General features: G+C 43.4%; 31 protein-coding genes. All 31 read right to left on the minus strand.

The annotated features are described in order from the left end of the window. Window position 1: 1 nt before the first annotated feature. Entirely contained in the window at window positions 2-775 is a 774-nt protein-coding gene (gene map, locus ECHVI_RS01145; protein ID WP_015264096.1) for a type I methionyl aminopeptidase, read from the minus strand. Window position 776: 1 nt separating this feature from the next. After that, the gene (gene secY / locus ECHVI_RS01150; protein ID WP_015264097.1) at window positions 777-2093 is read right to left on the minus strand and encodes a preprotein translocase subunit SecY; all 1317 of its coding nucleotides are present in this window, start codon (window positions 2091-2093) and stop codon (window positions 777-779) included. Between the two features lie 3 nt (window positions 2094-2096). After that, on the minus strand, window positions 2097-2543 hold the full coding sequence (gene rplO, locus ECHVI_RS01155) for a 50S ribosomal protein L15 (RefSeq protein ID WP_015264098.1): 447 nt from the start codon (window positions 2541-2543) through the stop codon (window positions 2097-2099). A gap of 2 nt (window positions 2544-2545) precedes the next feature. Beyond that, window positions 2546-2725: a 50S ribosomal protein L30 gene (gene rpmD / locus ECHVI_RS01160; RefSeq protein WP_015264099.1), complete on the minus strand. Its 180-nt coding sequence runs from the start codon at window positions 2723-2725 to the stop codon at window positions 2546-2548. A gap of 4 nt (window positions 2726-2729) precedes the next feature. Beyond that, window positions 2730-3248, minus strand: a complete 519-nt coding sequence (rpsE, locus tag ECHVI_RS01165) for a 30S ribosomal protein S5 (protein ID WP_015264100.1) — start codon at window positions 3246-3248, stop codon at window positions 2730-2732. A gap of 6 nt (window positions 3249-3254) precedes the next feature. Beyond that, the gene (rplR, locus tag ECHVI_RS01170; RefSeq protein ID WP_015264101.1) at window positions 3255-3605 is read right to left on the minus strand and encodes a 50S ribosomal protein L18; all 351 of its coding nucleotides are present in this window, start codon (window positions 3603-3605) and stop codon (window positions 3255-3257) included. A gap of 7 nt (window positions 3606-3612) precedes the next feature. Then, window positions 3613-4170, minus strand: coding sequence for a 50S ribosomal protein L6 (rplF, locus tag ECHVI_RS01175; RefSeq protein WP_015264102.1), 558 nt, complete (start codon window positions 4168-4170; stop codon window positions 3613-3615). A gap of 10 nt (window positions 4171-4180) precedes the next feature. Beyond that, a complete protein-coding gene (gene rpsH / locus ECHVI_RS01180; RefSeq protein WP_015264103.1) occupies window positions 4181-4576 on the minus strand; it encodes a 30S ribosomal protein S8 in 396 nt (131 codons plus the stop codon). A gap of 82 nt (window positions 4577-4658) precedes the next feature. Further along, window positions 4659-4928, minus strand: a complete 270-nt coding sequence (gene rpsN, locus ECHVI_RS01185; protein WP_015264104.1) for a 30S ribosomal protein S14 — start codon at window positions 4926-4928, stop codon at window positions 4659-4661. Window positions 4929-4930: 2 nt separating this feature from the next. Continuing rightward, window positions 4931-5491 carry a 50S ribosomal protein L5 gene (gene rplE / locus ECHVI_RS01190; protein WP_015264105.1) on the minus strand — a complete coding sequence of 187 codons (561 nt, stop codon included), beginning with the start codon at window positions 5489-5491 and terminating at the stop codon, window positions 4931-4933. Further along, window positions 5484-5828, minus strand: coding sequence for a 50S ribosomal protein L24 (rplX, locus tag ECHVI_RS01195; protein ID WP_015264106.1), 345 nt, complete (start codon window positions 5826-5828; stop codon window positions 5484-5486). The genes rplE and rplX overlap by 8 nt, the downstream gene beginning before the upstream one ends. A 2-nt stretch (window positions 5829-5830) precedes the next feature. Further along, complete coding sequence (gene rplN, locus ECHVI_RS01200) at window positions 5831-6199, minus strand: 50S ribosomal protein L14 (protein ID WP_015264107.1); 369 nt, start codon at window positions 6197-6199, stop codon at window positions 5831-5833. 2 nt (window positions 6200-6201) lie between these two features. Further along, window positions 6202-6462, minus strand: coding sequence for a 30S ribosomal protein S17 (gene rpsQ / locus ECHVI_RS01205; RefSeq protein ID WP_015264108.1), 261 nt, complete (start codon window positions 6460-6462; stop codon window positions 6202-6204). 7 nt (window positions 6463-6469) lie between these two features. Then, window positions 6470-6664 carry a 50S ribosomal protein L29 gene (gene rpmC / locus ECHVI_RS01210; protein ID WP_015264109.1) on the minus strand — a complete coding sequence of 65 codons (195 nt, stop codon included), beginning with the start codon at window positions 6662-6664 and terminating at the stop codon, window positions 6470-6472. Window positions 6665-6672: 8 nt separating this feature from the next. After that, on the minus strand, window positions 6673-7092 hold the full coding sequence (gene rplP / locus ECHVI_RS01215; protein ID WP_015264110.1) for a 50S ribosomal protein L16: 420 nt from the start codon (window positions 7090-7092) through the stop codon (window positions 6673-6675). A 24-nt stretch (window positions 7093-7116) separates the two neighbouring features. Continuing rightward, window positions 7117-7845: a 30S ribosomal protein S3 gene (gene rpsC, locus ECHVI_RS01220; protein ID WP_015264111.1), complete on the minus strand. Its 729-nt coding sequence runs from the start codon at window positions 7843-7845 to the stop codon at window positions 7117-7119. A 9-nt stretch (window positions 7846-7854) separates the two neighbouring features. Next, entirely contained in the window at window positions 7855-8244 is a 390-nt protein-coding gene (gene rplV, locus ECHVI_RS01225) for a 50S ribosomal protein L22 (protein WP_015264112.1), read from the minus strand. A gap of 2 nt (window positions 8245-8246) precedes the next feature. After that, a complete protein-coding gene (gene rpsS / locus ECHVI_RS01230; protein ID WP_015264113.1) occupies window positions 8247-8525 on the minus strand; it encodes a 30S ribosomal protein S19 in 279 nt (92 codons plus the stop codon). A gap of 2 nt (window positions 8526-8527) precedes the next feature. Further along, entirely contained in the window at window positions 8528-9352 is an 825-nt protein-coding gene (gene rplB / locus ECHVI_RS01235) for a 50S ribosomal protein L2 (protein ID WP_015264114.1), read from the minus strand. A 13-nt stretch (window positions 9353-9365) separates the two neighbouring features. Then, window positions 9366-9653 carry a 50S ribosomal protein L23 gene (gene rplW / locus ECHVI_RS01240; protein ID WP_015264115.1) on the minus strand — a complete coding sequence of 96 codons (288 nt, stop codon included), beginning with the start codon at window positions 9651-9653 and terminating at the stop codon, window positions 9366-9368. 4 nt (window positions 9654-9657) lie between these two features. After that, a complete protein-coding gene (rplD, locus tag ECHVI_RS01245) occupies window positions 9658-10287 on the minus strand; it encodes a 50S ribosomal protein L4 (protein ID WP_015264116.1) in 630 nt (209 codons plus the stop codon). A gap of 4 nt (window positions 10288-10291) precedes the next feature. Beyond that, complete coding sequence (gene rplC / locus ECHVI_RS01250) at window positions 10292-10924, minus strand: 50S ribosomal protein L3 (RefSeq protein ID WP_015264117.1); 633 nt, start codon at window positions 10922-10924, stop codon at window positions 10292-10294. Between the two features lie 252 nt (window positions 10925-11176). Beyond that, a complete protein-coding gene (rpsJ, locus tag ECHVI_RS01255; RefSeq protein WP_015264118.1) occupies window positions 11177-11482 on the minus strand; it encodes a 30S ribosomal protein S10 in 306 nt (101 codons plus the stop codon). Window positions 11483-11494: 12 nt separating this feature from the next. Further along, a complete protein-coding gene (gene fusA / locus ECHVI_RS01260; RefSeq protein ID WP_015264119.1) occupies window positions 11495-13615 on the minus strand; it encodes an elongation factor G in 2121 nt (706 codons plus the stop codon). A gap of 5 nt (window positions 13616-13620) precedes the next feature. Then, window positions 13621-14088, minus strand: a complete 468-nt coding sequence (gene rpsG / locus ECHVI_RS01265) for a 30S ribosomal protein S7 (RefSeq protein WP_015264120.1) — start codon at window positions 14086-14088, stop codon at window positions 13621-13623. A 22-nt stretch (window positions 14089-14110) separates the two neighbouring features. Further along, complete coding sequence (rpsL, locus tag ECHVI_RS01270; protein WP_015264121.1) at window positions 14111-14491, minus strand: 30S ribosomal protein S12; 381 nt, start codon at window positions 14489-14491, stop codon at window positions 14111-14113. Between the two features lie 99 nt (window positions 14492-14590). Further along, window positions 14591-14920, minus strand: coding sequence for a DUF3467 domain-containing protein (locus tag ECHVI_RS01275; protein ID WP_015264122.1), 330 nt, complete (start codon window positions 14918-14920; stop codon window positions 14591-14593). Between the two features lie 168 nt (window positions 14921-15088). After that, window positions 15089-19402 (minus strand): DNA-directed RNA polymerase subunit beta', encoded by a 4314-nt coding sequence (rpoC, locus tag ECHVI_RS01280; protein ID WP_015264123.1) that lies wholly within the window; start codon window positions 19400-19402, stop codon window positions 15089-15091. Between the two features lie 50 nt (window positions 19403-19452). Next, the gene (gene rpoB / locus ECHVI_RS01285; protein WP_015264124.1) at window positions 19453-23328 is read right to left on the minus strand and encodes a DNA-directed RNA polymerase subunit beta; all 3876 of its coding nucleotides are present in this window, start codon (window positions 23326-23328) and stop codon (window positions 19453-19455) included. 154 nt (window positions 23329-23482) lie between these two features. Further along, window positions 23483-23860 (minus strand): 50S ribosomal protein L7/L12, encoded by a 378-nt coding sequence (gene rplL, locus ECHVI_RS01290; RefSeq protein ID WP_015264125.1) that lies wholly within the window; start codon window positions 23858-23860, stop codon window positions 23483-23485. Window positions 23861-23913: 53 nt separating this feature from the next. Then, window positions 23914-24450: a 50S ribosomal protein L10 gene (gene rplJ, locus ECHVI_RS01295; protein WP_015264126.1), complete on the minus strand. Its 537-nt coding sequence runs from the start codon at window positions 24448-24450 to the stop codon at window positions 23914-23916. Window positions 24451-24452 lie beyond the last annotated feature (2 nt).

Genomic DNA, 24452 nt, shown 5'->3' on the forward strand with positions numbered 1-24452 from the left:
TTTAGAATTTAAAGTTTTCTTCTATGTATTGATGCGTAGTAAGTACTTCTGTCCGATCCTCAAAGATCGCTATGGTATGTTCGTAATGCGCCGAGGGCTTTCGGTCTGCCGTCCTGATCGTCCATCCATCTCTCTCCTGAACGACATTCCGGGTTCCCAGATTCACCATGGGCTCGATCGCGATGACCATACCATCTTTTAGCAAAGGACCACTACCTTTTTTACCGTAATTGGGTACCTCTGGAGATTCATGGAGGCTTTTGCCTACTCCGTGTCCGACGAGTTCTCTGACCACCGTATAACCACGGGCCTCGACAAACTTTTGAATGGCATTACCGATATCTCCAATTCGATTTCCAAAAACAGCCTTTTCAATACCTAGGTACAATGACTCCTTGGTGTTTTTGAGCAATGACAATACTTTTGGGGAAACTTCACCGACAGGGTAAGTATAAGCGGAATCGCTATGAAAACCTTGGTGAAAGACTCCACAATCTATTGAGATTATATCGCCATCTTTCAAAACATAATCACTAGGAAAACCGTGAACTACTACTTCGTTCACGGAAATACAAAGTGAAGCGGGAAAACCATTGTAACCTTTAAAGGAAGGTACACCTCCGTGATCCCTTATAAATTCTTCGGCTACCTTGTCAAGCTGTGAGGTCGTTACCCCTGCCTTTACAAGTTTGGCCACTTCTCCGTGAGCCTTGCCTAATATTTGAGCACTTTCTTTAATTAACTGGACTTCTTCTGAAGTCTTATAGTGTATCATATTATGCTACTGCGTAATTAGAAGGATTGTTCTTCATGTTACCACTTTTCATCATCCCTTCATAATGCCTCATCAGCAGGTAGCTTTCGATTTGACGTAATGTATCCATGATTACACCCACCATGATCAGCAAGGAGGTACCTCCGTAAAACTGAGCGAATTGGTTCCCCACACCAGCAATCATGGCAAAGGCAGGCATAATCGCTACAAGCGCCAAGAGTACAGATCCAGGAAGAGTTATTCTGGATATAATATTATCAATAAAGTCAGCAGTTGGTGCACCGGGCTTTACGCCAGGAACAAACCCACCGTTTCTCTTCATATCTTCCGCTATCTGCTCTGGATTAACCGTGATTGCAGTATAAAAGAAAGTGAAAAGAATGATCATTAAGGCAAACACCAAGTTATACTGCCATGATGTAGGATTACTGAATGTGCTGCCAATATAATTGGCAATATCACTTTCAGATGACCAAATCTGGGCAATAAGGGCCGGCACAAACATCAAGGACTGTGCAAAGATAATTGGCATAACGCCTGATGCATTGACCTTGATCGGAATGTATTGACGTTGTCCACCATATACTTTTCCGCCCACCACTTGCTTGGCATATTGAACAGGGATTCTTCTGGTAGCTTCCGTCAGGGCTACTACACCCACAACAACGAAGAACAACACGAAGAATTCAATGATCAATAATAATGCGCCAGAAGTTCCTTTAGAAACAACCTCTCCTAGGATTGCCCCTGGCAGGTTAGATATGATCCCAATCATGATAAGCATGGAGATACCGTTTCCAATCCCTTTCTCTGTAATTTTCTCTCCTAACCACATACAGAACATCGTTCCGGATGTAAGCAGAATCAGAGAACTGAACATAAACAATACCTGACTTACCAAAATGGCATCGCTAGGGATAGTAGCTTTAATATACCCTATTCCTTGCGCCAAGGTGATCAAAATCGTCAAAACACGTGTGATTTGATTGATCCTTTTTCTCCCTGACTCCCCTTCTTTCTGAAGTTTTTGGAAATAAGGCACTCCAACAGTTAATAATTGCAACACAATAGATGCAGAAATATACGGCATGATACCTAAGCCAAAGATGGATGCGTTACTGAATGCACCACCAAGGAATGTATCGATCAAGCCAAAGATCCCTTCCGATGAACCCTCGAGTTGATTGGGATCAACTCCAGGCAAAACGATGTAAGAACCCAATCTGAATACAACCAGAAAACCAATTGTATTCACGATACGGATTCTTAGATCTTCAATAGAAAAGATATTCTTAACTGTTGAGATAAATTTTTTCATTTGTTAAATCTTGTTAACAGTTCCGCCCAGCTTTTCAATGGATTCTGATGCAGAAGCTGAGAAATAATGAGCACTTACGTTTAATTTAGACGTAAGTTCGCCTCTTCCTAGGACTTTTACAACATCTTTTTTAGAAACCAATCCGTTTTCCACTAGTACATCAAACGTAATGGAGTCAGTGTCAAGCTTTTCAGCCAGTGACTGTAACACGTCTAAATTTATTGGTTTGTACTCAACTCTGTTGTGGTTTTTAAAGCCAAATTTAGGAACTCGTCTTTGAAGGGGCATCTGACCACCTTCAAAACCAAGCTTACGGCTGTAGCCGGATCTTGACTGAGCACCTTTGTGGCCTCTTGTCGAAGTACCGCCTCTACCGGATCCTTGTCCTCTACCGATTCTCTTACGGTTTTTAACAGATCCCTTTGCAGGTTGTAATGTATGTAATTTCATGATTAGGCTTCCTCTACTTTTACAAGGTGACTAACTTTTCTTATCATTCCAGCAATCTGAGGAGTATTTTCCACTTCTACAGATTTGTTGATTTTACCAAGGCCAAGGGCTACGATGGTAGCTTTTTGATCCTTAGGTCTGCTGATCGTGCTTCTTACTTGAGTTACTTTTACCTTCGCCATGTTCTTACCCGTTAAATACTTTAGACAATTTAACACCGCGTTGTTGTGAAACGGCAATCGCATCTCTGATTTGAGACAATGCATCGATCGTTGCCTTCACCACGTTGTGAGGGTTGGAAGACCCTTTGGACTTTGCCAAAACGTCTGTTACACCAGCACTCTCCAAAACAGCACGCATCGCACCACCTGCAATCACACCAGTACCTGGCGCAGCTGGTTTGATCAATACCAAACCACCACTGTATTTACCAATAGACTCATGTGGAATGGTTCCTTTAAGGATAGGTACTTGTACCAAGCTTTTCTTAGCATCCTCAATACCTTTGGTAATAGCATCGGTTACCTCATTGGCTTTTCCCAAGCCAAAACCAACAATGCCGTTGCCATCTCCTACTACTACGATAGCTGAGAAAGAGAAACGTCTACCACCTTTCACTACTTTAGCTACACGGTTGATAGCCACTACTTTTTCTTTAAGCTCTGTATCTGTTGCCCTGATGGGTTTTCTTCTTAGTTGCGACATAATTGATTAAAATTTAAGGCCACCTTCTCTCGCACCTTCTGCGAGAGCTTTTACATTACCATGGTACAAGTAGCCATTTCTATCAAAAACTACTTCTGTTAATCCGCCTGCTACCGCACGCTCAGCCAATTTCTTACCTACTTCTTTGGAAGTAGATACATTGATATTGGCCTTGTTACCTAGCTCTTTAGAAGAAGCTTGGGCAAGCGTATGACCCTTAAGGTCATCTATCAGTTGCGCGTATATACCCGTATTGCTTTTGAATACGGACAAACGAGGTCTCGCGTCCGTGCCGGAAATCTTCTTCCGAACACTTCTCTTGATCCTAGATCTTCGTAAATTTTTATTAAAAGCCATCTTTCAATTATTTTTTAGCGGCAGTTTTACCAGCCTTACGTCTAATTTGTTCACCTACAAAGCGAATACCTTTACCTTTGTAAGGTTCTACCTTACGTAGCGACTTGATTTTAGCGGCTATTTGCCCGATCAATTCCTTATCAATACTCTCTAGTGATACCACCGGGTTCTTACCTTTTGGTGTCTCAGCACTAACTTTGATTTCATCAGGAAGGGCAAAGAAAATATTGTGGGAGTAACCTAGGGAAAGTTCTAACACTTGGCCCTGGGTAGTGGCTTTATAACCCACACCTACTAGTTCCAATTCTTTCTTATATCCTTCACTTACACCAACAACCATGTTGTTGATCAAAGCACGATACAGGCCATGAAGTGACTTGTGCCTCTTCGATTCAGTCGGACGGGTGAATACCACCTCGTTGTCTTCCACCGAAACGGCAATGTCGGGATTCACATCCTGAGTCAGCGTACCTTTGGGACCTTTAACAGTAACAACATTATCTGCTGCTACGTCTACAGTAACACCCGCTGGTAGATTTATTGGTTTTTTACCTATTCTTGACATAACGGTATTATTAATATACGTAACAAAGTACTTCCCCGCCTATTCCTTCAGTACGGGCTTCCTTATCGGTCATCACACCTTTTGAGGTGGAGATAATTGCAATTCCCAGTCCGTTGATCACCCTAGGAAGTTCATTCTTAGGTGCGTACTTCCGCAATCCTGGCTTACTTACTCTGGAAAGTTTCACAATGGCATTCTGCTTCGTGGCAGGGTTATACTTCAAGGCAATCTTGATGGTGCCTTGAGGTCCTACTTCCTCGAACTTATAGTTCTGGATGTATCCCTTGTCATGAAGTACCTTTGTGATCTCCTTCTTGATATTGGAAGCAGGGATCTCAACGATACGGTGAGAGGCCTTGATGGCATTTCTCAACCTGGTCAAATAATCAGCTATTGGATCAGTCATATTAATATAAGTCTAACTGCACGCCCTAAAGAGCGTGCAAAGTTACACATTGATTCTTAGAATAAAAACTTTTATATGATTTTTACCAGCTGGCCTTCGTGATACCAGGAATTTTACCCGCAGAGGCCATTTCTCTAAAGGTCACCCTGTTGATTCCAAACTTCCTCATATATCCTTTAGGACGGCCAGTCAATTTACATCTGTTATGCAGCCTTACCGGAGAAGCATTCTTTGGCAGTTTGTCCAGGGCTTCATAGTCTCCTGCTGCTTTTAGTTCTGCTCTCTTTTTGGCATATTTTGCTACCAGACGTTCTCTTTTTCTCTCACGAGCTTTGATCGACTCTCTTGCCATAATTATTCTTCTTTATTGTTGTTTACAAAAGGCATCCCGAAAGCTTTCAACAAAGCATAGCTCTCTTCATCGGTTTCAGCAGTGGTCACGAACGTAACGTCCATACCGGAAATCCTGTTGACTCTCTCGATGCTGATCTCTGGGAAGATAATTTGCTCTTCTACACCCAAGGTGTAGTTACCTCTTCCGTCAAAACCTTTATCGCTGATACCTTTAAAGTCCCTTACACGTGGAAGTGCCACAGTAGTAAGACGATCCAGAAATTCATACATTCTGTTTCCTCTCAAGGTTACTTTTGCACCAATTGGCATCCCATCTCTAAGCTTAAAGTTAGAGACCGATTTCTTTGCCTTGGTAGCAACAGCTCTCTGACCTGTAATCAAAGAAAGCTCTTCCACACCTTGGTCTACCAATTTTTTGTCCGCTACAGCTGCACCGATTCCTTTGTTGATGACGATTTTCACCAACTTAGGCACTTGCATTACTGTCTTATATTGAAATTTCTCCTTAAGCTCTGGAGCGATTTCCTTGATATATTTATCTTTTACTCTAGGATTAGCCATTGATTACCTCCCCGGTTTTCTTAGAATATCTAACTAATTTTCCATTTTCTCCTGGCTTTCTTCCTGTTCTGGTAGCTTCACCAGTCTTCGGATCGATCAGCATCAGGTTACTTACGTGAATGGCAGCTTCTTTCTTTTCGATACCTCCTTGAGGGTTGGCAGCAGTAGGCTTCACATGTTTGGTTACCATGTTAAGGCCTTCCACAATAGCTCTTCTCTTCTCCAAGTTTACCGAAAGAACTTTACCAGACTTACCTTTGTCATCTCCGGACAATACCTTCACGGTATCTCCTCTTTTGATGTGCAATTTAGGTTGCTTATTCTTTTTTCTTTCCATGATTACAATACTTCAGGTGCCAAAGATACGATCTTCATAAATTGCTTCTCTCTCAGCTCTCTTGCCACTGGACCAAAGATACGGGTACCTCTTGGCTCATCGTTATTGTTCAAAAGAACCGCTGCGTTATCTTCAAAACGGATATAAGATCCATCTTTTCTTCTAACCTCTTTTCGAGTTCTTACGATTACCGCTTTAGAAACGGTGCCTTTTTTCATATTGCTGGAAGAAAGAGCAGATTTCACTGTCACGACTACTTTATCTCCGATAGAGGCATAACGCTTACCGGTTCCTCCCAGTACTCGGATAACAAGCACTTCTTTAGCACCTGAATTATCCGCAACACTTAATCTGGATTCTGACTGTATCATGATTATTTAGCTCTTTCTATAATTTCTACTAATCTCCAACGCTTGTTCTTACTCAGCGGACGAGTTTCACTTATCTTAACGAGGTCTCCTTTGCCACACTCGTTGTTCTCGTCATGAACCATAAATTTTGTAGTCTTAGCAACAAACTTACCGTACATCGGGTGTTTCATCCTTCTTTCTACGGCAACGGTAATGGACTTGTCCATCTTGTTGCTGACTACTTTTCCTATTCTTTCTTTACGTAGATTTCTCTCAGTAGCCATCTTATTGTTATTTAGCTAGTTGTTTGGCGGTCAAGAAAGTCTTCAATCTTGCGATAAGCTTCCTTGTCTCACTAATTCTATTAGGATTCTCTATAGGAGAAATTGCATGAGCAAACCTCAACTTTGTAAGTTTCTCTTGCTCAGCGGCAATACGCTCAATGATTTCACTCTCGGAGAGTGCTTGGATTTCAGAGTTTTTCATAGTTGTTATTATCCTACGTAATCTCTACGCACTACAAATTTTGTACTCACTGGAAGCTTTTGTTGGGCAAGTCGAAGGGCCTCTTGGGCCAATTCTTGGCTTACACCTGTTGCTTCAAAAAGGATGGTTCCCGGCTTGATTACTGCTACCCAGTACTCAGGGGCACCTTTACCCTTACCCATACGAACCTCAGCAGGCTTCTTGGTGATAGGCTTGTCAGGGAAAATCCTGATCCATACTTGCCCTTCCCTTTTCATTGCTCTTGTCATCGCAATACGAGCTGCCTCGATTTGACGAGAGGTAATCCATCCTGCTTCCAGGGACTTGATACCAAAGTTACCGAACGCAAGAGTATGCCCTCTTTGCGCGATTCCTTTGATGCGTCCCTTTTGCATCTTTCTATATTTAGTTCTTCTTGGCTGTAACATGATTTCTCACTTATTGGGTGAAAATTAGTTATTTCTCTTTCTTCTCTTAGGACCGCCTTCTCTTCTTCTACGACCCGCACCACCTGATTTCTCATTGGCAATTCCGGCATTTGGAGATAGATCTCGCTTGCCATAAACCTCACCCTTGAAAATCCATACTTTGATGCCGATGATACCATATACGGTTTGCGCTTCAGAAATGGCATAATCAATGTCCGCTCTCAAGGTATGCAAAGGAATTCTTCCTTCTTTGTACATCTCTGAACGGGCCATCTCTGCTCCACCAAGACGTCCTGAAAGTTTTATCTTGATTCCTTCAGCGCCTACTCTCATCGTAGCGGCAATGGATTGCTTCATTGCTCTTCTAAATGAAATCCTGGCCTGAAGTTGTTGAGCGATAGACTCACCTACCAATTTAGCATCCAACTCGGGACGCTTGATCTCAAAGATGTTGATCTGAACATCCTTGCTGGTAAGTTTCTTAAGCTCTTCTTTCAATTTATCTACTTCCGCACCACCTTTACCGATCACTACTCCTGGTCGGGCAGTGTGGATAGTAAGGGTGATTCGCTTAAGCGTTCTTTCGATAATTACTTTTGCAATGCCCCCTTTAGGAATCCTGGCATATACATATTTCCTGATCTTTTGATCTTCGTACAGTTTATCGGCAAAATCCCTGCCGCCATACCAGTTGGAATCCCAGCCCTTAACGATACCTAGTCTAAGACCAATAGGGTTAACTTTTTGTCCCATATTCTAATCTTAATTAGCGTTTTCTTTTGTTTCTACTTCATCAGCGGTAACTTCAGAGTTGAACGCATCTACTACCAAAGTCACATGATTTGATCTTTTACGAATTCTGTGGGCCCTACCCTGGGGAGCAGGTCTAAGTCTTTTCAGCATTCGACCACCGTCCACTTGAATTGTCTTCACATACAGATCAGCCTCTTCAAGTTTCTCGTCTGGATTTTTTGCTTGCCAGTTTGCAATGGCAGATAGCAATAATTTCTCCAGTTTTGCAGCACCGTGATTCGGTGTAAATTTCAATATACTCAAGGCGTTACCTACTCTCTGTCCCCTTACCAGGTCAGCTACAAGACGCATCTTACGAGGCGATGTAGGTACATTATTTAGTCTTGCTATTGCTTCCATGATTATCTTCTTCCTTTATCTTTTTTGGCAATGTGACCTCTAAAGTTTCTTGTAGGAGCAAATTCACCAAGCTTGTGACCTACCATGTTGTCTGTTACAAATACAGGAATAAACTTATTTCCGTTATGCACAGCAAAGGTATGGCCTACAAAATCCGGAGAGATCATAGATCTTCTTGACCAAGTCTTGATGACAGACTTTTTGCCGGATTCGTTCATTGCATCTACTTTTTTGGCCAAGTGATGAGCTATATAAGGCCCTTTTTTTAATGAACGTGCCATAATTATTTAGATCTTTTACTAATGATAAACTTGTTTGAATACTTTTTAGGCGTTCTGGTTTTCTTACCCTTAGCCAGCAAACCAGTCCTAGATCTTGGGTGTCCACCTGATGAACGACCTTCACCACCACCCATTGGGTGATCGACAGGGTTCATGGCCACACCTCTTACTCTTGGACGCTTGCCTAACCAACGATTTCTACCAGCCTTGCCCAATACCACGTTCATGTGATCTGCATTTGACACGGTTCCTACAGTGGCCTTACATACTCCAAGGATCAAGCGCAACTCGCCTGATGGTAGTTTGATGGCCACATATTTACCTTCTTTCGCTACCAATTGCGCATAGCTACCAGCACTTCTTGCCAAAGTACCACCTTTTCCAGGCTTAAGCTCCACATTGTGGATAATGGTACCTAAAGGAATGTTCATCATCGGAAGGTTGTTACCGACCTCTGGAGCAACATGCTCACCAGAAATCACCGTATCTCCGGCGGTCAATCCTTCCGGTGCAACGATGTATGCCTTCGCACCATCAGCATAATACAATAATGCCAATCGAGCTGTTCTGTTAGGATCGTATTCGATTCCTTTTACAGTAGCAGGCACGCCATCCTTGTTTCGCTTATAATCTACGATTCTTAGTCTCTTCTTATGACCTCCACCGATGTAACGGGCGGTCATTTTACCTGAGTTATTTCTACCGCCTGATCTCTTCAACGGAGCCAATAGCGACTTTTCTGGCTTAGACTTAGTGACTTCGTCAAAAGTCGGCGCCAATCTATATCGGGTACCGGGAGTTACAGGCTTTAATTTTTTAACTGCCATGATTCTGATTCAATTAAATTTCTCCGTAAAAGTCAATTACTTCTCCATCGGCTACTTGTACAATAGCTTTCTTGAAAGCATTGGTATAACCGGATACTACTTTTGTCTTCGTGTAGCGCGTCTTCAACTTTCCTGCATAACGCATGGTCCTTACTGACACCACTTTTACACCGAACATTTTCTCTACGGCTGCTTTGATTTCTGGCTTTTTAGCAGTCTTTTCCACTACAAATCCATAAACGCCTCTTTCGTTCATCGCCGAAATCTTTTCCGTAATCAAAGGCTTCTTTAGTATATCCATTGTCTTACTTCGATAAAAGGGTTTCCAACTTACTTACTGAGCCTTCGCATAGCACCAAAGTATCTGCATGCAACAGATCATACGTATTGATGTCTGATACCGTCTTAACTTGCGCTTTTGGAAGGTTTCTGCTTGACAAATACACATTGTTGTTTGCTTCTGGAAGCACCAACAAGGTCTTCTTATCCGCCAAAGAAAGTCCAGACAACAAGGCTACATAATTTTTGGTCTTGATGTTGTCAAAGCTCACATCTTCCAAAATGGTTAGGCTGTTGTCTTTAGCTTTGTAAGTAAGGGCAGATTTTCTTGCCAATTGTTTCACTTTCTTGTTCAACTTGAAAGAGTAGTTTCTTGGTCTAGGACCAAATACTCTACCCCCACCCCTGAACAATGGAGATTTAATAGAACCAGCTCTGGCACCACCGGTACCCTTTTGCTTTTTAATCTTCTTTGTTGAGCCGGCTATCTCAGCCCTCTCTTTGCTCTTATGAGTACCCTGTCTTTGGTTGGCCAAAAACTGCTTCACATCCAGGTAGATCGCATGATCATTAGGCTCGATCGCGAAAATTTCGTCAGAAAGATTTACCTTTCTACCTGTCTCTTCACCGTTATGTTTTAATACTGCTAATTCCATTTGATTACTTCTCTAAAATAACGTAAGAATTTTTTGGACCAGGGACAGAGCCACTTACCAAGATCAAGTTCTTTTCAGCATAAACCTTCAATACTTTAAGGTTCAATACTTTCACACGACTTCCTCCGGTTCTACCTGCCATTCTTAGCCCCTTGAATACTCGAGATGGCCAAGAACATGCACCAATAGCACCTGGGTGTCTCTGACGGTTGTGCTGACCGTGGGTAGATCCACCTACACCAGCAAAGCCGTGACGTTTTACGACACCTTGGAAACCTTTACCCTTGGAAGTACCGATAGCATCCACAAAGTCTCCTTCTGCGAAAACCTCTCCTGCTTTTACGGACTTACCAAGATCCACTTGACCTTCAAATTCAACTCTGAAGTCTCTGAATTCTACAACTTTCTGCTTAGGTGTGGTTCCGGCCTTTTTAAAATGACCTAACAATGGCTTAGGAGTGTTTTTCTCCTTTCGCTCACCGTACCCCAACTGAACAGCGCTGTACCCGTCTGTTTCTACATTTTTTACTTGCGTCACTACGCAAGGACCAGCTTCTATTAGCGTGCATGCGACACTTCGTCCATCGGCACTGAAAATGCTAGTCATTCCTACTTTTTTACCTATTATTCCAGACATCTTCTGTTATATAATATAATTATGCACAAGTATTTACACACTTGTGCCTTTTTAAGGACTGCAAAGTTAGTGATTTTAAAACAGCTAACAAATTACAACTCATATATTTTCAAACATTTACAAAAATTATCTTCCCCGAATCGGCCCCTTTAGGTACCGCTGACCAAAGATTATATGAGCATGCTAGCAAAAAGAAAGGACCCATCCGTTGATAACGGTATGGGTCCTCATGTTAATTTTTAGGACGGAAGATCAAACTTTGATCTCCACATCTACTCCACTTGGAAGTTCGATCTTCATCAAGGCATCTACAGTTTTAGAACTGTTGGAATAGATATCCACCAATCTTTTGTAGGTACACAATTGATACTGATCTCTTGCTTTCTTATTTACGTGTGGGGACTTCAGTACCGTAAACTTCTCCTTTTTAGTAGGCAAAGGAATCGGACCAACCACCACAGCACCGGTAGTCTTTACAGCTTTAACGATTTTCTCTGATGACTTGTCCACCAAAGTATGATCGTAAGACTTAAGTTTTATTCTTATTTTCTGATTCATGTTCAATTAAATTTAGGCCTTAGCTCCTTTTACTTCAGCGATTACACCTTCGGCGATATTATTTGGAACTGGTTCGTAGTGTGAGAATGTCAAGGTAGCAGTCGCTCTACCTGAAGAAATTGTCCTAAGGTCAGTAATATAACCAAACAACTCTGACAATGGTACAGCAGCTTTAACTACAGATGAAGTACCTTTGGTATCCATCCCTTTCATCAAACCTCTTCTTCTGTTCAAGTCACCGGTAATAGGACCAGTATACTCATCTGGTGTAACCACGTCCACTGACATTACTGGCTCCAACAGCTGAGGCTTACATTTCTTGGCAGCCTCCTTGAACCCTAGTCTTGCAGCCAATTCAAAGGACAGTGCATCTGAATCGACATCGTGGAAGGATCCGTGGAACAACCTTACTTTCATCGCTTCGATTGGGTAACCTGCCAAAGGACCATTCTTCATCGCTTCTTGGAATCCTTTCTGGATGGATGGAATAAATTCCTTAGGAATTACACCACCAACAATACCGTTTTCAAATTCCAATCCAGGCTTTACTTCACCAGTTTCTGGATCTTCTTCTTTCGGTCCTAGTTCAAATACGATGTCGGCAAATTTACCTTTACCACCGGTTTGTTTCTTATAAACCTCTTTGTGTTCTACAGAACCAAACAACGCTTCTTTATAAGCTACCTGTGGAGCACCTTGGGTGATTTCCACCTTAAACTCTCGCTTAAGACGGTCAATGATAATATCCAAGTGGAGCTCTCCCATACCTCGTAGAATCGTCTGGCCAGTTTCGTGGTCAGTGTTCACTTGAAGCGTAGGATCCTCTTCTACCAACTTGGTAATGGCCATGGACAGTTTATCCACGTCGGCCTTCGTTTTAGGCTCGATCGCGTAACCAATCACTGGCTCTGGGAAGATCATGGATTCCAATACCACTTTACGTTCTTCAGAACATAGGGTATCACCGGTTTTGATATCCTTAAATCCAACTACCGCACCGATATCACCTGCTTCTAGACGTTCGATTTGGTTTTGTTTGTTGGCGTGCATTTGGAATACACGGGAGATACGCTCCTTGTTACCGGAACGGCTATTGAATACATAAGAACCTGACTCAAGTACACCTGAGTAAGCCCTTACGAAACATAGACGGCCTACGAAAGGATCCGTGGCAATCTTAAATGCAAGACCTGCGAATGGCTCATTGCGGTCAGGAGCAATCGCTACCTGCTTCTCTTCGTCATTCAGATCGTTAGCGATCATATCATGCTTGTCCAACGGAGAAGGAAGCAATTCCATCACCAAGTCAAGCATGGTCTGTACACCTTTATTTTTGAAAGAAGAACCACATACCATTGGAACGATCTTCATGTCAATGGTAGCTGCCCTAAGAGCAGTCAGGATTTCATCTTCTGTAATGGAGCTGGAATCTTCGAAGAACTTCTCCATCAAGGTCTCATCATATTCGGCTACTGCTTCAAGCAAATACTCTCTGTATTCAGCAGCTTCCTCTTTAAGATCATCAGGAATCGGCACTTCTTCGAAAGTCATTCCCATATCATCTTCATTCCAGATGATACCACGGTTGTTGATCAAGTCAACCACACCTCGGAATCGATCTTCAGATCCGATAGGGATTTGCAAAGGAACTGCATAGCTTCCTAGCATCTCCTTCACTTGTTTACATACGTCAAGGAAGTTTGCACCTGCTCGGTCCATCTTGTTCACAAAACCAAGACGAGGTACTTTATAGTTATCAGCCAGTCTCCAGTTAGTCTCAGACTGTGGCTCTACGCCATCCACTGCACTAAACAGGAACACAAGCCCATCCAATACACGCAGGGAACGGTTTACCTCTACGGTAAAATCCACGTGACCTGGGGTATCGATGATATTGATTTGGTAATTATTATCTCTGTAAGGCCAGAAAACCGTCGTAGCGGCGGAAGTAATGGTAATACCTCTCTCCTGCTCTTGAGACATCCAGTCCATCGTAGCAGCACCATCGTGCACCTCTCCGATTTTATGGGAAACGCCTGAATAAAATAGAATCCGCTCAGTGGTTGTTGTTTTACCAGCATCGATGTGAGCGGCAATACCGATGTTCCTTGTAAATTTTAAGTCTCTTGCCATCCTAATTAAAATCTAAAGTGAGAGAATGCTTTATTGGCTTCGGCCATTCTGTGTGTATCGTCTTTTTTCTTCACAGCCGCACCTTCTCCTTTGGATGCAGCGATGATCTCGCCAGCAAGTCGGTCCATCATCGTCTTTTCGCCTCTTCTTCTGGCAAAAGTAATCATCCACTTAATACCAAGTGATGTCTTTCTTTCAGGTCTTACTTCCATTGGTACCTGGAATGTAGCTCCCCCAACCCTACGACTCTTCACCTCTACAGCTGGAGTTATATTGTTAAGCGCTTTTTTCCAAACCTCAAGACCATTCTCACCCAACTTCTCTTCTACTTTATCTACTGCATCGTAGAAGATTCTGTAAGCAATACTCTTCTTCCCGTCTACCATAAGGCAGTTCACAAACTTGGTCACCAAAGTATCATTGAACTTCGGATCAGGAAGAATATATCTCTTTTTCGGTTTCGCTTTTCTCATTGTTCAGTTTGTTTTCTAATGTTTATTTTTTGTCCTTAGGACGCTTAGCACCGTACTTGGAGCGACCTTGCTTACGGTCTTTCACCCCTGCTGTATCCAGTGCACCTCGGATGATGTGATAACGCACACCAGGAAGATCCTTCACACGACCACCTCTGATCAATACGATAGAGTGCTCTTGCAAATTATGTCCTTCTCCTGGAATGTAAGCGTTCACTTCTTTTCCATTTGTCAATCTAACCCTGGCCACTTTTCTCATCGCCGAGTTAGGTTTCTTAGGCGTAGTGGTGTACACCCTTGTACACACACCCCTCCTTTGAGGACATGCATCCAGTGCTCTTGACTTGGACTTTGTCACCAAAGTGGTTCTACCTTTTCTAACTAACTGTTGTATAGTAGGCATTAACTGATAAAATTTATTTTACTCCTTTAACATATGAAATTTGGACTGCAAAGGTAACGAAATCGGTAAAACAAACAAAATTAAAGAGTTATATTTTGATTAAGCCTCACCAAGTGTCCCGCCAAAGTTCATTGGAAATTCAGGAACATCTTGACCTGCTTCTATCTTACCAAAAGCCTTTTCGTACTTTTCCACATTGTCCTGTAGCGCTGAAAGCAATCGCTTGGCATGATCCGGGGTCATGATAATGCGCGACTTTACCCGAGCTTTGGGCACTCCGGGCATTAACCGGATAAAATCCAATACAAATTCAGAATTGGAATGCGCAATCATGGCGAGATTGGCATAGATGCCCTCTGCCACCTCATCGGACAATTCCACATTGATCTGCTGATTGTTCGCTTTTTCTTCTTCTTTATTATCTTCCATGACGTTATTGATTTGTTCTTATTACCGGTTCATAGGAGCACCAATCTCCCCAGCCACGATAGTCTTCGATCCAATGGAAGTAGGCTTACTTCCTGAAGGCCGCAATTGGCTTGAACCAAAAAAAGGCCTGCAATGAATACAGGCCTTTCGCACTTTTATATTAAGCTATTATTTTACGGTTTCCTTAGCCTTACGGGATTCTCTCTCCCTTTCTGTGGAAGAAAGCTTCTCGTATTCTTCTTTGGAGCCCACGATGATATGTTGGAAGTCTCGTTGTCCCGTACCTGCAGGGATAAGGTGCCCCACAATTACATTCTCTTTCAAGCCCAACAACTCATCTCGCTTACCTCGGATGGCTGCCTCACTCAAGACCTTGGTCGTCTCTTGGAAGGAAGCTGCAGAGATAAAGCTTTCAGTTCCCAATGAAGCAGCTGTGATACCTTGAAGTGTCGGCTTGGATACGGCAGTCTCCGCATCTCTCACCTGAACAAGCTTAAGGTCCTTACGCTTCAAACTGGAATTCTCATCACGCAACCTTCTGGATGTAATGATCATACCTGCTTTGAGCGTCGAAGAATCACCTGCATCCATTACTACTTTCTTGTCAAGGATATTATCATTCTCCTCTCGGAAAGCCCACTTGTCCACGATTTGTCCTTGAAGGAATCCAGTATCACCAGCGTCAAGGATTTCTACTTTCTGCATCATCTGGCTTACGATCACCTCGATATGTTTATCGTTGATCTTCACCCCTTGCAGTCGGTATACTTCCTGGATTTCATTCACCAAGTACTCCTGAACAGCTGTTGGACCTTTGATGGAAAGGATATCGTTTGGCGTGATGGCTCCATCAGATAGTGGTTCACCAGCTCTGATAAAGTCATTCTCTTGTACCAAGATATGCTTGGACAGTGACACCATATAACGCTTCTTCACGCCATCTTTGGATTCGATGAAGATTTCCCGGTTACCACGCTTGATACCACCATAGGTTACCACACCGTCGATTTCAGAAACAACCGCCGGATTGGATGGGTTACGGGCTTCGAACAGCTCTGTTACCCTAGGAAGACCACCGGTAATATCACGGGTTTTACCTACAGAACGAGGAATCTTCACCAAGATCTGACCAGCTTTCACTTTATCCCCCTCTTCTACTGCCAAGTGCGCTCCCACCGGGATGTTATAGCTCTTGGTTTCGTCACCGTAGTTCACTACTACAGCTGGGTTCTTGGTTTTATCTTTGGTATCAATGATAACTTTTTCCTTATATCCAGTTTGATCATCGGCCACTTCCTTGAACGTCACCCCTTCAATGATGGATTCAAATGAAACCTCACCGTCAAATTCGGACAAGATCACGGCATTATATGGATCCCATGTACATAGAGAGTCACCTTTACCAATTTTCTGTCCATCTTTTACGTTCAGGATGGCACCATAAGGAACGTGGTTGGAAGCCAACGTCTTTCCTGACTTCGCATCATTGATTTTGATTTCTCCGGATCGTCCCATTACGACAGCTACCGGATCACCATCTTTATTGGTCGTATTGATGAACCTGAATTCTTCTTCAAATTCTACAACACCTTCAAACTTCGCATTGATACTGGCCTCTACGGAAATATTGGATGCCGTACCCCCAACGTGGAATGTTCTCAAGGTAAGCTGTGTACCAGGTTCACCGATGGATTGGGCGGCGATCACCCCTACCGATTCACCGTTCTGTACCACACTTCCTGTGGTCAAGTTACGGCCATAACACTTGGTACATACACCTCTTCTGGATTCACAGGTCAATACGGACCTGATCTCCACTTCCTCTACCGCTGACTCGTCTACTTTTCGTGCCAGCTCATCTGTGATTTCTTCACCAGACTGGATGATTACCTCATCCGTGATTGGATCGATCACATCATGCACAGATACACGGCCTACGATACGCTCAGAAAGAGGCTCTACGATTTCATCATTATCTTTCAAGGCCTGTACGACCAGTCCTCTTAAGGTACCGCAGTCTTCCTCAGAAACGATCACATCCTGCGCCACATCTACAAGCCTTCTGGTCAAGTAACCCGCATCGGCTGTTTTAAGGGCCGTATCGGCAAGACCTTTACGGGCACCGTGGGTAGAGATAAAGTACTCCAATACATCCAACCCTTCTTTAAAGTTGGACAAAATTGGGTTTTCGATAATTTCACCAACAGAACCTTGAAGGTTTTTCTGTGGCTTGGCCATCAATCCTCTCATTCCACCCAACTGACGGATCTGCTCTCTTGAACCCCTCGCGCCAGAGTGCATCATCATGTAGATGGCATTGAAGCCTTGCTTATCCTCCTCCATCTGCTTCATCAGAATATTGGTCAGATTGGAGTTGGTTCTGGTCCAGATGTCAATCACCTGGTTGTATCGCTCATTGTCCGTGATCAATCCCATCAGGTAGTTATTCCACACCTGATCCACCTCGTCCTTCGCCTTCGTGATCAATGGATCCTTGTCGCTTGGAATAATTACATCATTCAATCCCATGGATAGTCCACCGGCATAAGCCATTTGGAATCCTAGGTGCTTGATATCATCCAAGAACTGGGCACTACGTGCGATACCACATATTTTTACCACCTCAGCGATGATCTGCTGAAGCTTTTTCTTAGTCAATAGCTCATTTACATAACCTACTTCCTCTGGAACAAATTGGTTAAAGATCAATCTACCCGCAACCGTCTCCACGATCTTATCCACCAATTCTCCGTTCTCATCCCTCACTTTCACCTTACACTTGATATAAGCGTGCTGAGAAATAACTTTCTCATTCAAGGCGATGATCACGTCTTCCTCACCGTAGAAGGTCATGCCTTCACCTGGAACAGGCTCTTCTTCTGTAGACCTTCTTCCTTTGGTCACATAATAAAGTCCCAATACCATATCTTGGGAAGGTACGGTAATCGGCGCTCCATTGGCAGGATTAAGGATATTATGAGAGGAAAGCATCAAGGTAGACGCTTCCAAAATCGCCTCGTGTCCAAGCGGCACGTGAACCGCCATCTGGTCACCGTCAAAGTCGGCGTTAAAGGCCGTACATACCAACGGATGCAGCTGGATCGCTTTACCTTCGATCAATTTTGGCTGGAAAGCCTGGATCCCTAATCGGTGCAGCGTAGGAGCCCGGTTAAGCAATACAGGGTGTCCCTTCAATACGTTCTCAAGGATATCCCATACCACTGGATCTTTTCGGTCTACGATCTTCTTGGCTGATTTTACGGTCTTCACGATCCCTCTTTCGATCAGCTTTCTGATGATAAAGGGTTTGAAGAGTTCCGCTGCCATGTTTTTAGGCAAGCCACACTCGTGAAGTTTTAGCTCAGGACCTACCACAATTACAGAACGTCCAGAATAATCTACCCGCTTACCAAGCAAGTTTTGACGGAAACGCCCTTGCTTTCCTTTAAGCATGTCGGAAAGTGACTTCAATGCCCTGTTTCCGTCAGACCTTACCGCGTTTACCTTTCTGGAATTATCAAAAAGGGAATCCACCGCTTCCTGAAGCATACGCTTCTCATTTCGAAGGATTACTTCTGGCGCTTTGATATCGATCAATCGCTTCAAACGGTTGTTACGGATGATCACCCTTCTGTAAAGGTCGTTAAGGTCAGATGTAGCAAAACGTCCACCATCCAATGGCACCAATGGACGAAGCTCAGGTGGAATTACAGGCACCATTCTTACCACCATCCACTCTGGACGGTTTTCGATACGTGTCCTTGCATCCCTAAATGCTTCCACTACTTTCAGTCGCTTCAACGCTTCCGCTTTACGCTGCTGAGAAGTATCGGTGGCCGCTTGGTGACGAAGGCTATAGGATAGATCATCCAGATCCAAACGAGACAATAACATCTCAATGGCTTCTGCCCCCATTTTGGCGATGAACTTATTAGGATCATCGTCGTCGAGCATTTGGTTTTCTTTTGGAAGCTTGTCCATGATATCCAAATACTCATCTTCTGTAAGGAAATCAAGATACTGAAGACCATCTTCAGCCTTAATACCTGGATTGATTACAGCATATCTTTCGTAGTATACAATTTGATCCAGCTTCTTGGTAGGTAACCCTAGCAAGTAACCGATTTTGTTCGGCAGGGATTTGAAATACCAGATGTGTGCCACTGGAACCACCAATTCAATGTGGCCCATTCGCTCACGTCGAACCTTTTTCTCCGTTACCTCAACCCCACATCTGTCACAAATGATGCCTTTATATCTTATGCGCTTGTATTTACCACAATGACATTCCCAGTCTTTGACAGGACCAAAAATCCGCTCACAGAAAAGTCCGCCCATTTCAGGCTTGTACGTTCTGTAATTGATGGTTTCTGGCTGTGTCACCTCCCCATGAGAGCTATCCAAGATGGATTCCGGAGAAGCCAAACTAATGGTGACCCTGGAAAAGTCGTTGTTTAGTTTTTTATTTTTTCTGAACGCCATAATTTGTTTTGTGCTTATGTGAAGGGCCTTTCGGCCCAATAAGATCTAATTTAGTCGAGTGTGATTTCTAGTGCCAAACCTCTCAATTCATGAACCAATACGTTAAAGGATTCAGGAATATTCGGCTTCGGAAGGTTCTCACCTTTTACGATAGACTCGTAAGCCTTGGCCCTACCAATCACATCATCAGACTTCACAGTAAGAATTTCTTGGAGCACATGGGACGCACCGAAGGCCTCCAATGCCCAAACCTCCATCTCTCCAAATCGCTGACCACCAAACTGGGCTTTACCGCCAAGTGGCTGCTGCGTAATCAGAGAGTATGGTCCAATCGATCTTGCGTGCATCTTATCATCTACCAAGTGACCTAGTTTCAGCATATAGGCAATTCCCACCGTTACCGGCTGGTCAAACTGCTTTCCTGTAAGGCCGTCGAAAAGGTAGGTCCTTCCAAAAGATGGCAAGCCTGCTGCATCCAGCTCAGCGGCCACTTCTTCTGTACTCGCACCATCAAAGATCGGTGTTGCATATTTTTTGTTCATCTTCTCTCCTGCCCATGCCAATACGGTCTCAAAGATCTGACCGATATTCATACGGGAAGGTACCCCTAGCGGGTTAAGAACGATGTCCATTGGCGTACCATCTTCCAAGAACGGCATGTCCTCATCACGGACGATTTTTGCCACGATACCTTTGTTACCGTGACGACCGGCCATCTTATCCCCCACTTTCAGTTTACGCTTCTTGGCCACATAAACTTTGGCAAGTCTTACGATACCGGCTGGCAGCTCATCCCCTACTTCAAGGGTAAACCTGTCACGCTTAAACCTACCCGAAATCTCATTTCGCGTATTGGTATAGTTTTTCACCAATTGCTGGATCAAACTGTTGGCATGTTCGTCTTCTGTCCAGTCATCAAGGATGATGTCTGAAATAAGGTTTGCCTCTTCCGGAACATTATAGTTACTCTCATCACGGTAAGGGTTCTTAGCCGGGAAGAGGTTGTTCTCAATATTCTGGTGGTTAAACTTCACGCCTTTGCTGATGATCTCATCACCAAATTTATGCTTCACACCCAAAGAGGTCATTCCGTCCAATATGCTGACCAATTTATTGATCATCTTGGCACGGACACCAAGAAGCTCTTTCGTATAAGCCTGCTTCAGTTTTTCCACTTCAGCTTTAGCTTTTGCGCGAAGCTCTTTGTCTTTTTTAGGCCTGGAGAACAACTTGGTCTCGATCACCACACCATTCAAGGATGGTGAAGCTTTAAGTGATGCATCTTTAACATCCCCCGCTTTGTCACCGAAGATCGCTCTGAGGAGCTTCTCTTCCGGAGTAGGGTCCGTTTCACCTTTTGGCGTAATCTTACCGATGATGATATCACCTTCTTTCAGTTCGGCACCGATTCTAATGATACCGTTCTCATCCAAGTTTTTAACAGCCTCTTCAGATACATTTGGAATCTCGGAAGTCAATTCTTCCTCGCCTCGCTTCGTGTCCCTAACTTCTAGCTGGAACTCCTCTACGTGGATAGAAGTAAAGATATCTTCCCGCACAACGCGCTCGGAAATTACAATGGCATCCTCAAAGTTATATCCTTGCCATGGCATGTAGGCCACTTTAAGGTTTTTACCCAAGGCCAACTCTCCCTGATTGGTGGAGTAGCCCTCTACCAATACCTGCCCTTTGGTCACACGCTGTCCTTTCAGCACCAATGGCGTCAGGTTAATGGTCGTATCTTGGTTTGTTCTTCTAAATTTGATCAAGTCATAAGACTTGTACTCATCACTGAAGTTGACCAACAATTCATCATCGCTCAAGTCATACTTGATGACGATTTTCTTGGCATCCACAAAGTCCACAACACCATCGGCCTCTGCAATAATAAGTGAACGTGAATCCACCGCTGCTTTGGCTTCTAGACCGGTACCTACGATAGGTGATTCAGCTTTCAAAAGCGGAACGGCCTGGCGCTGCATGTTTGATCCCATCAAGGCACGGTTGGCATCATCGTGCTCCAAGAAAGGAATCAAGGAAGCAGCCACAGATACAATCTGGTTTGGTGCCACATCCATATAGCTGATTTCTTTCGGCTCCAGCACAGGGAAGTCACCTTCATAACGTGCCTTCACACGATCATTGACAAAGCTTCCATCCGTTTCCAAAGGTGCATTGGCCTGGGCGATGTTGTTATTGTCTTCTTCTTCAGCCGTCAGGAATACAATATCTTCGGCTTCCATGCCGGCTTTTCCTTCTTTCACCTTTCTATAAGGTGTTTCCAAAAAGCCCATGGCGTTCACTTTCGCGTGTACGCAAAGTGAAGAAATCAACCCAATATTCGGTCCTTCTGGTGTTTCAATGGTACACAGACGGCCATAGTGTGTATAGTGAACGTCACGCACCTCAAAACCTGCTCGCTCACGGGAAAGACCTCCTGGTCCCAAAGCGGATAACCTACGCTTGTGCGTAAGCTCTGCCAGTGGGTTGGTCTGGTCCATAAACTGAGATAGCTGGTTGGTACCAAAGAAGGAATTGATCACGGAAGACAGTGTCCTCGCATTGATCAGGTCAACGGGCTTAAAATCCTCGTTATCCCTAACGTTCATCCTTTCTCGGATAGTCCTCGCCATTCTGGCAAGTCCCACACCGAATTGGCTATATAATTGTTCCCCTACGGTTCTAACCCTCCTATTGCTCAAGTGGTCAATATCATCGACCACAGCCTTGGAGTTGATCAGACCGATAAGGTATTTCACGATGTTGATGATATCTTCTGTCGTCAACACGATCTTCTCGGCTTCAATATCAAGCCCGAGTTTTTTGTTGATCCTGTAACGACCTACTTCACCAAGATCATATCGTTTATCGGAGAAAAACAGGCCATGGATCACCTCTCTTGCGGTGGCCTCATCTGGTGCCTCTGTATTACGCAATTGACGGTAAATTACCTCAACTGCCTCTTTCTCCGAGTTGGAATTATCTTTCTGAAGTGTATTGTATATGATGGAGTAATCAGCGATGTTCACATCATCACGGTGAAGGATCACGCTTTTTGCACCTGAATCAAGGATCAATTCGATGTCCTCGTCAGTAAGCACGGAATCCCGCTCCAACAATACTTCATTTCGGTCAATAGAAACTACTTCACCGGTATCCTCATCCACAAAATCCTCAACCCACGTCTTCAAAACACGTGCGGCCAGTTTCCTACCGACAATTTTCTTAAGGTTGGACTTATTGGCCTCTATTTCTTCAGATAGCCCAAATAAATCCAAGATAGCTTTATCCGAACCATAACCAATAGCTCTCAAAAGAGTGGTAACGGGGAATTTTTTCTTCCTGTCAATGTACGCGTACATGACATTGTTGATATCTGTAGCGAATTCTATCCAGGATCCCTTAAAAGGGATAATTCTGGCAGAATACAGCTTCGTACCGTTGGTGTGTTTACTTTGAGCAAAGAACACCCCTGGAGACCTGTGCAGCTGGGAAACGATCACCCGCTCTGCGCCATTTATGACAAAGGAACCTTTCTCGGTCATATACGGTAAGTTCCCCAAGAATACTTCCTGTTCTATTGTTTCAAAATCTTCATTGTCCTCATCGGAGCATAACAAGCGAAGTTTTGCCTTCAATGGAACAGAATAGGTCAACCCTCTGTCAATACATTCACCCACACTATATTTAGGCGGATCTACGGTATAATCAATGAATTCAAGTGTGAAGTTTTCCCTGGAGTCACTTATGGGGAAGTTTTCAGAGAACACCTTGAAAAGCCCATCCTGTCTCCTCTTTTCAGCGGGAGTATCCAATTGGAAAAAATCTTTGAATGATTGTAACTGGATATCGAGGAAATCCGGATAGTCTTTGACCACCTTAATAGATGAGAAACTTTTCCTTTCGGTTTGATTCTGGATAGCCAAGGCAGTATATGTTTATAGTGATAATAAATAACTGAATGCGGCAATTTCCGCTTAGAATAGTGCAATTTTAAAACTGTGCACAAACAGGAAAAGACCTGACTTAAAAGTCAGGTCTAATCAATAACCTACATCCTATCAGATGAGGTTATTCAAATTATTTAAGCTCTACTTCAGCACCAGCTTCCTCAAGTTGCTTCTTAAGTGCTTCAGCTTCGTCTTTTGCGATTCCTTCTTTGATAGCCTTAGGAGCGCCATCTACAACTTCCTTAGCTTCCTTAAGACCTAGTCCGGTCAATTCTTTAACCAATTTCACTACTGCAAGTTTCTGACCACCAGCAGCTTTAAGAACTACATCGAAAGAAGATTTTTCTTCTTCGCCAGCACCTTCACCAGCACCACCAGCTACCATTACTGGAGCAGCTGCAGCAGCAGGTTCGATACCATACTCTTCTTTCAATATTTCGGCTAATTCACTAACCTCTTTAACAGTTAAGTTAACTAACTGCTCAGCGAATGCTTTAAGATCTGCCATTGTATTATTATTTAAAATTAACTGATTTTTTTACTTAATTGATTTGAATGATATTATGATTCTCTTTCTGAAAGAGTTTTAACAAGCCCTGCCAATGTATCTTGACCACTCTGAAGAGCAGAAATAACGTTTTTGGCTGGAGACTGTAGCAATCCGATAACTTCGCCCAATAGTTCCTCTTTGGATTTCAAAGAAGCCAGCATGTCAAGATTGTTTTCACCAATCACCACATCGCTATCTATTGAAGCGCCTTTAAATACGGGTCTAGTCTCTTTAGAACCTGCCTTTTTTCGATAGTCCTTGATTACTTTTGCAGGCAAGTTTGCTGTCTCTGAAGCAAAGATAATTCCTGAAAAGCCTTTAAGAACACTGTCTAATTCTGAGAAGTCTGCGTCTAGATTATTCAGAGCTTGTTTGATAAACGTGTTTTTATATACACGGTATTCCACTCCTTTTTCAAAACACATTCTTCTGAAAGTATTTACCTGAGCAACAGTGAAACCTGAGGCATCTGTGATATAGAAATGCGGAGTTTCTTTGAATTTCTCGGTAAGACTTTCGATTATTGCTTTCTTTTCCTCTCTAGTCATAA

The organism is Echinicola vietnamensis DSM 17526, from assembly GCF_000325705.1.
GTDB classification, from domain to species: Bacteria; Bacteroidota; Bacteroidia; order Cytophagales; family Cyclobacteriaceae; genus Echinicola; species Echinicola vietnamensis.

Coding starts and splice junctions, on each gene's coding strand:
- map (WP_015264096.1), bottom strand. CDS start 775: ATGATACACTATAAGACTTCAGAAGAAGTCCAGTTAATTAAAGAAAGT.
- secY (WP_015264097.1), bottom strand. CDS start 2,093: ATGAAAAAATTTATCTCAACAGTTAAGAATATCTTTTCTATTGAAGAT.
- rplO (WP_015264098.1), bottom strand. CDS start 2,543: ATGAAATTACATACATTACAACCTGCAAAGGGATCTGTTAAAAACCGT.
- rpmD (WP_015264099.1), bottom strand. CDS start 2,725: ATGGCGAAGGTAAAAGTAACTCAAGTAAGAAGCACGATCAGCAGACCT.
- rpsE (WP_015264100.1), bottom strand. CDS start 3,248: ATGTCGCAACTAAGAAGAAAACCCATCAGGGCAACAGATACAGAGCTT.
- rplR (WP_015264101.1), bottom strand. CDS start 3,605: ATGGCTTTTAATAAAAATTTACGAAGATCTAGGATCAAGAGAAGTGTT.
- rplF (WP_015264102.1), bottom strand. CDS start 4,170: ATGTCAAGAATAGGTAAAAAACCAATAAATCTACCAGCGGGTGTTACT.
- rpsH (WP_015264103.1), bottom strand. CDS start 4,576: ATGACTGATCCAATAGCTGATTATTTGACCAGGTTGAGAAATGCCATC.
- rpsN (WP_015264104.1), bottom strand. CDS start 4,928: ATGGCAAGAGAGTCGATCAAAGCTCGTGAGAGAAAAAGAGAACGTCTG.
- rplE (WP_015264105.1), bottom strand. CDS start 5,491: ATGGCTAATCCTAGAGTAAAAGATAAATATATCAAGGAAATCGCTCCA.
- rplX (WP_015264106.1), bottom strand. CDS start 5,828: ATGGAAAGAAAAAAGAATAAGCAACCTAAATTGCACATCAAAAGAGGA.
- rplN (WP_015264107.1), bottom strand. CDS start 6,199: ATGATACAGTCAGAATCCAGATTAAGTGTTGCGGATAATTCAGGTGCT.
- rpsQ (WP_015264108.1), bottom strand. CDS start 6,462: ATGGCTACTGAGAGAAATCTACGTAAAGAAAGAATAGGAAAAGTAGTC.
- rpmC (WP_015264109.1), bottom strand. CDS start 6,664: ATGAAAAACTCTGAAATCCAAGCACTCTCCGAGAGTGAAATCATTGAG.
- rplP (WP_015264110.1), bottom strand. CDS start 7,092: ATGTTACAGCCAAGAAGAACTAAATATAGAAAGATGCAAAAGGGACGC.
- rpsC (WP_015264111.1), bottom strand. CDS start 7,845: ATGGGACAAAAAGTTAACCCTATTGGTCTTAGACTAGGTATCGTTAAG.
- rplV (WP_015264112.1), bottom strand. CDS start 8,244: ATGGAAGCAATAGCAAGACTAAATAATGTACCTACATCGCCTCGTAAG.
- rpsS (WP_015264113.1), bottom strand. CDS start 8,525: ATGGCACGTTCATTAAAAAAAGGGCCTTATATAGCTCATCACTTGGCC.
- rplB (WP_015264114.1), bottom strand. CDS start 9,352: ATGGCAGTTAAAAAATTAAAGCCTGTAACTCCCGGTACCCGATATAGA.
- rplW (WP_015264115.1), bottom strand. CDS start 9,653: ATGGATATACTAAAGAAGCCTTTGATTACGGAAAAGATTTCGGCGATG.
- rplD (WP_015264116.1), bottom strand. CDS start 10,287: ATGGAATTAGCAGTATTAAAACATAACGGTGAAGAGACAGGTAGAAAG.
- rplC (WP_015264117.1), bottom strand. CDS start 10,924: ATGTCTGGAATAATAGGTAAAAAAGTAGGAATGACTAGCATTTTCAGT.
- rpsJ (WP_015264118.1), bottom strand. CDS start 11,482: ATGAATCAGAAAATAAGAATAAAACTTAAGTCTTACGATCATACTTTG.
- fusA (WP_015264119.1), bottom strand. CDS start 13,615: ATGGCAAGAGACTTAAAATTTACAAGGAACATCGGTATTGCCGCTCAC.
- rpsG (WP_015264120.1), bottom strand. CDS start 14,088: ATGAGAAAAGCGAAACCGAAAAAGAGATATATTCTTCCTGATCCGAAG.
- rpsL (WP_015264121.1), bottom strand. CDS start 14,491: ATGCCTACTATACAACAGTTAGTTAGAAAAGGTAGAACCACTTTGGTG.
- ECHVI_RS01275 (WP_015264122.1), bottom strand. CDS start 14,920: ATGGAAGATAATAAAGAAGAAGAAAAAGCGAACAATCAGCAGATCAAT.
- rpoC (WP_015264123.1), bottom strand. CDS start 19,402: ATGGCGTTCAGAAAAAATAAAAAACTAAACAACGACTTTTCCAGGGTC.
- rplL (WP_015264125.1), bottom strand. CDS start 23,860: ATGGCAGATCTTAAAGCATTCGCTGAGCAGTTAGTTAACTTAACTGTT.
- rplJ (WP_015264126.1), bottom strand. CDS start 24,450: ATGACTAGAGAGGAAAAGAAAGCAATAATCGAAAGTCTTACCGAGAAA.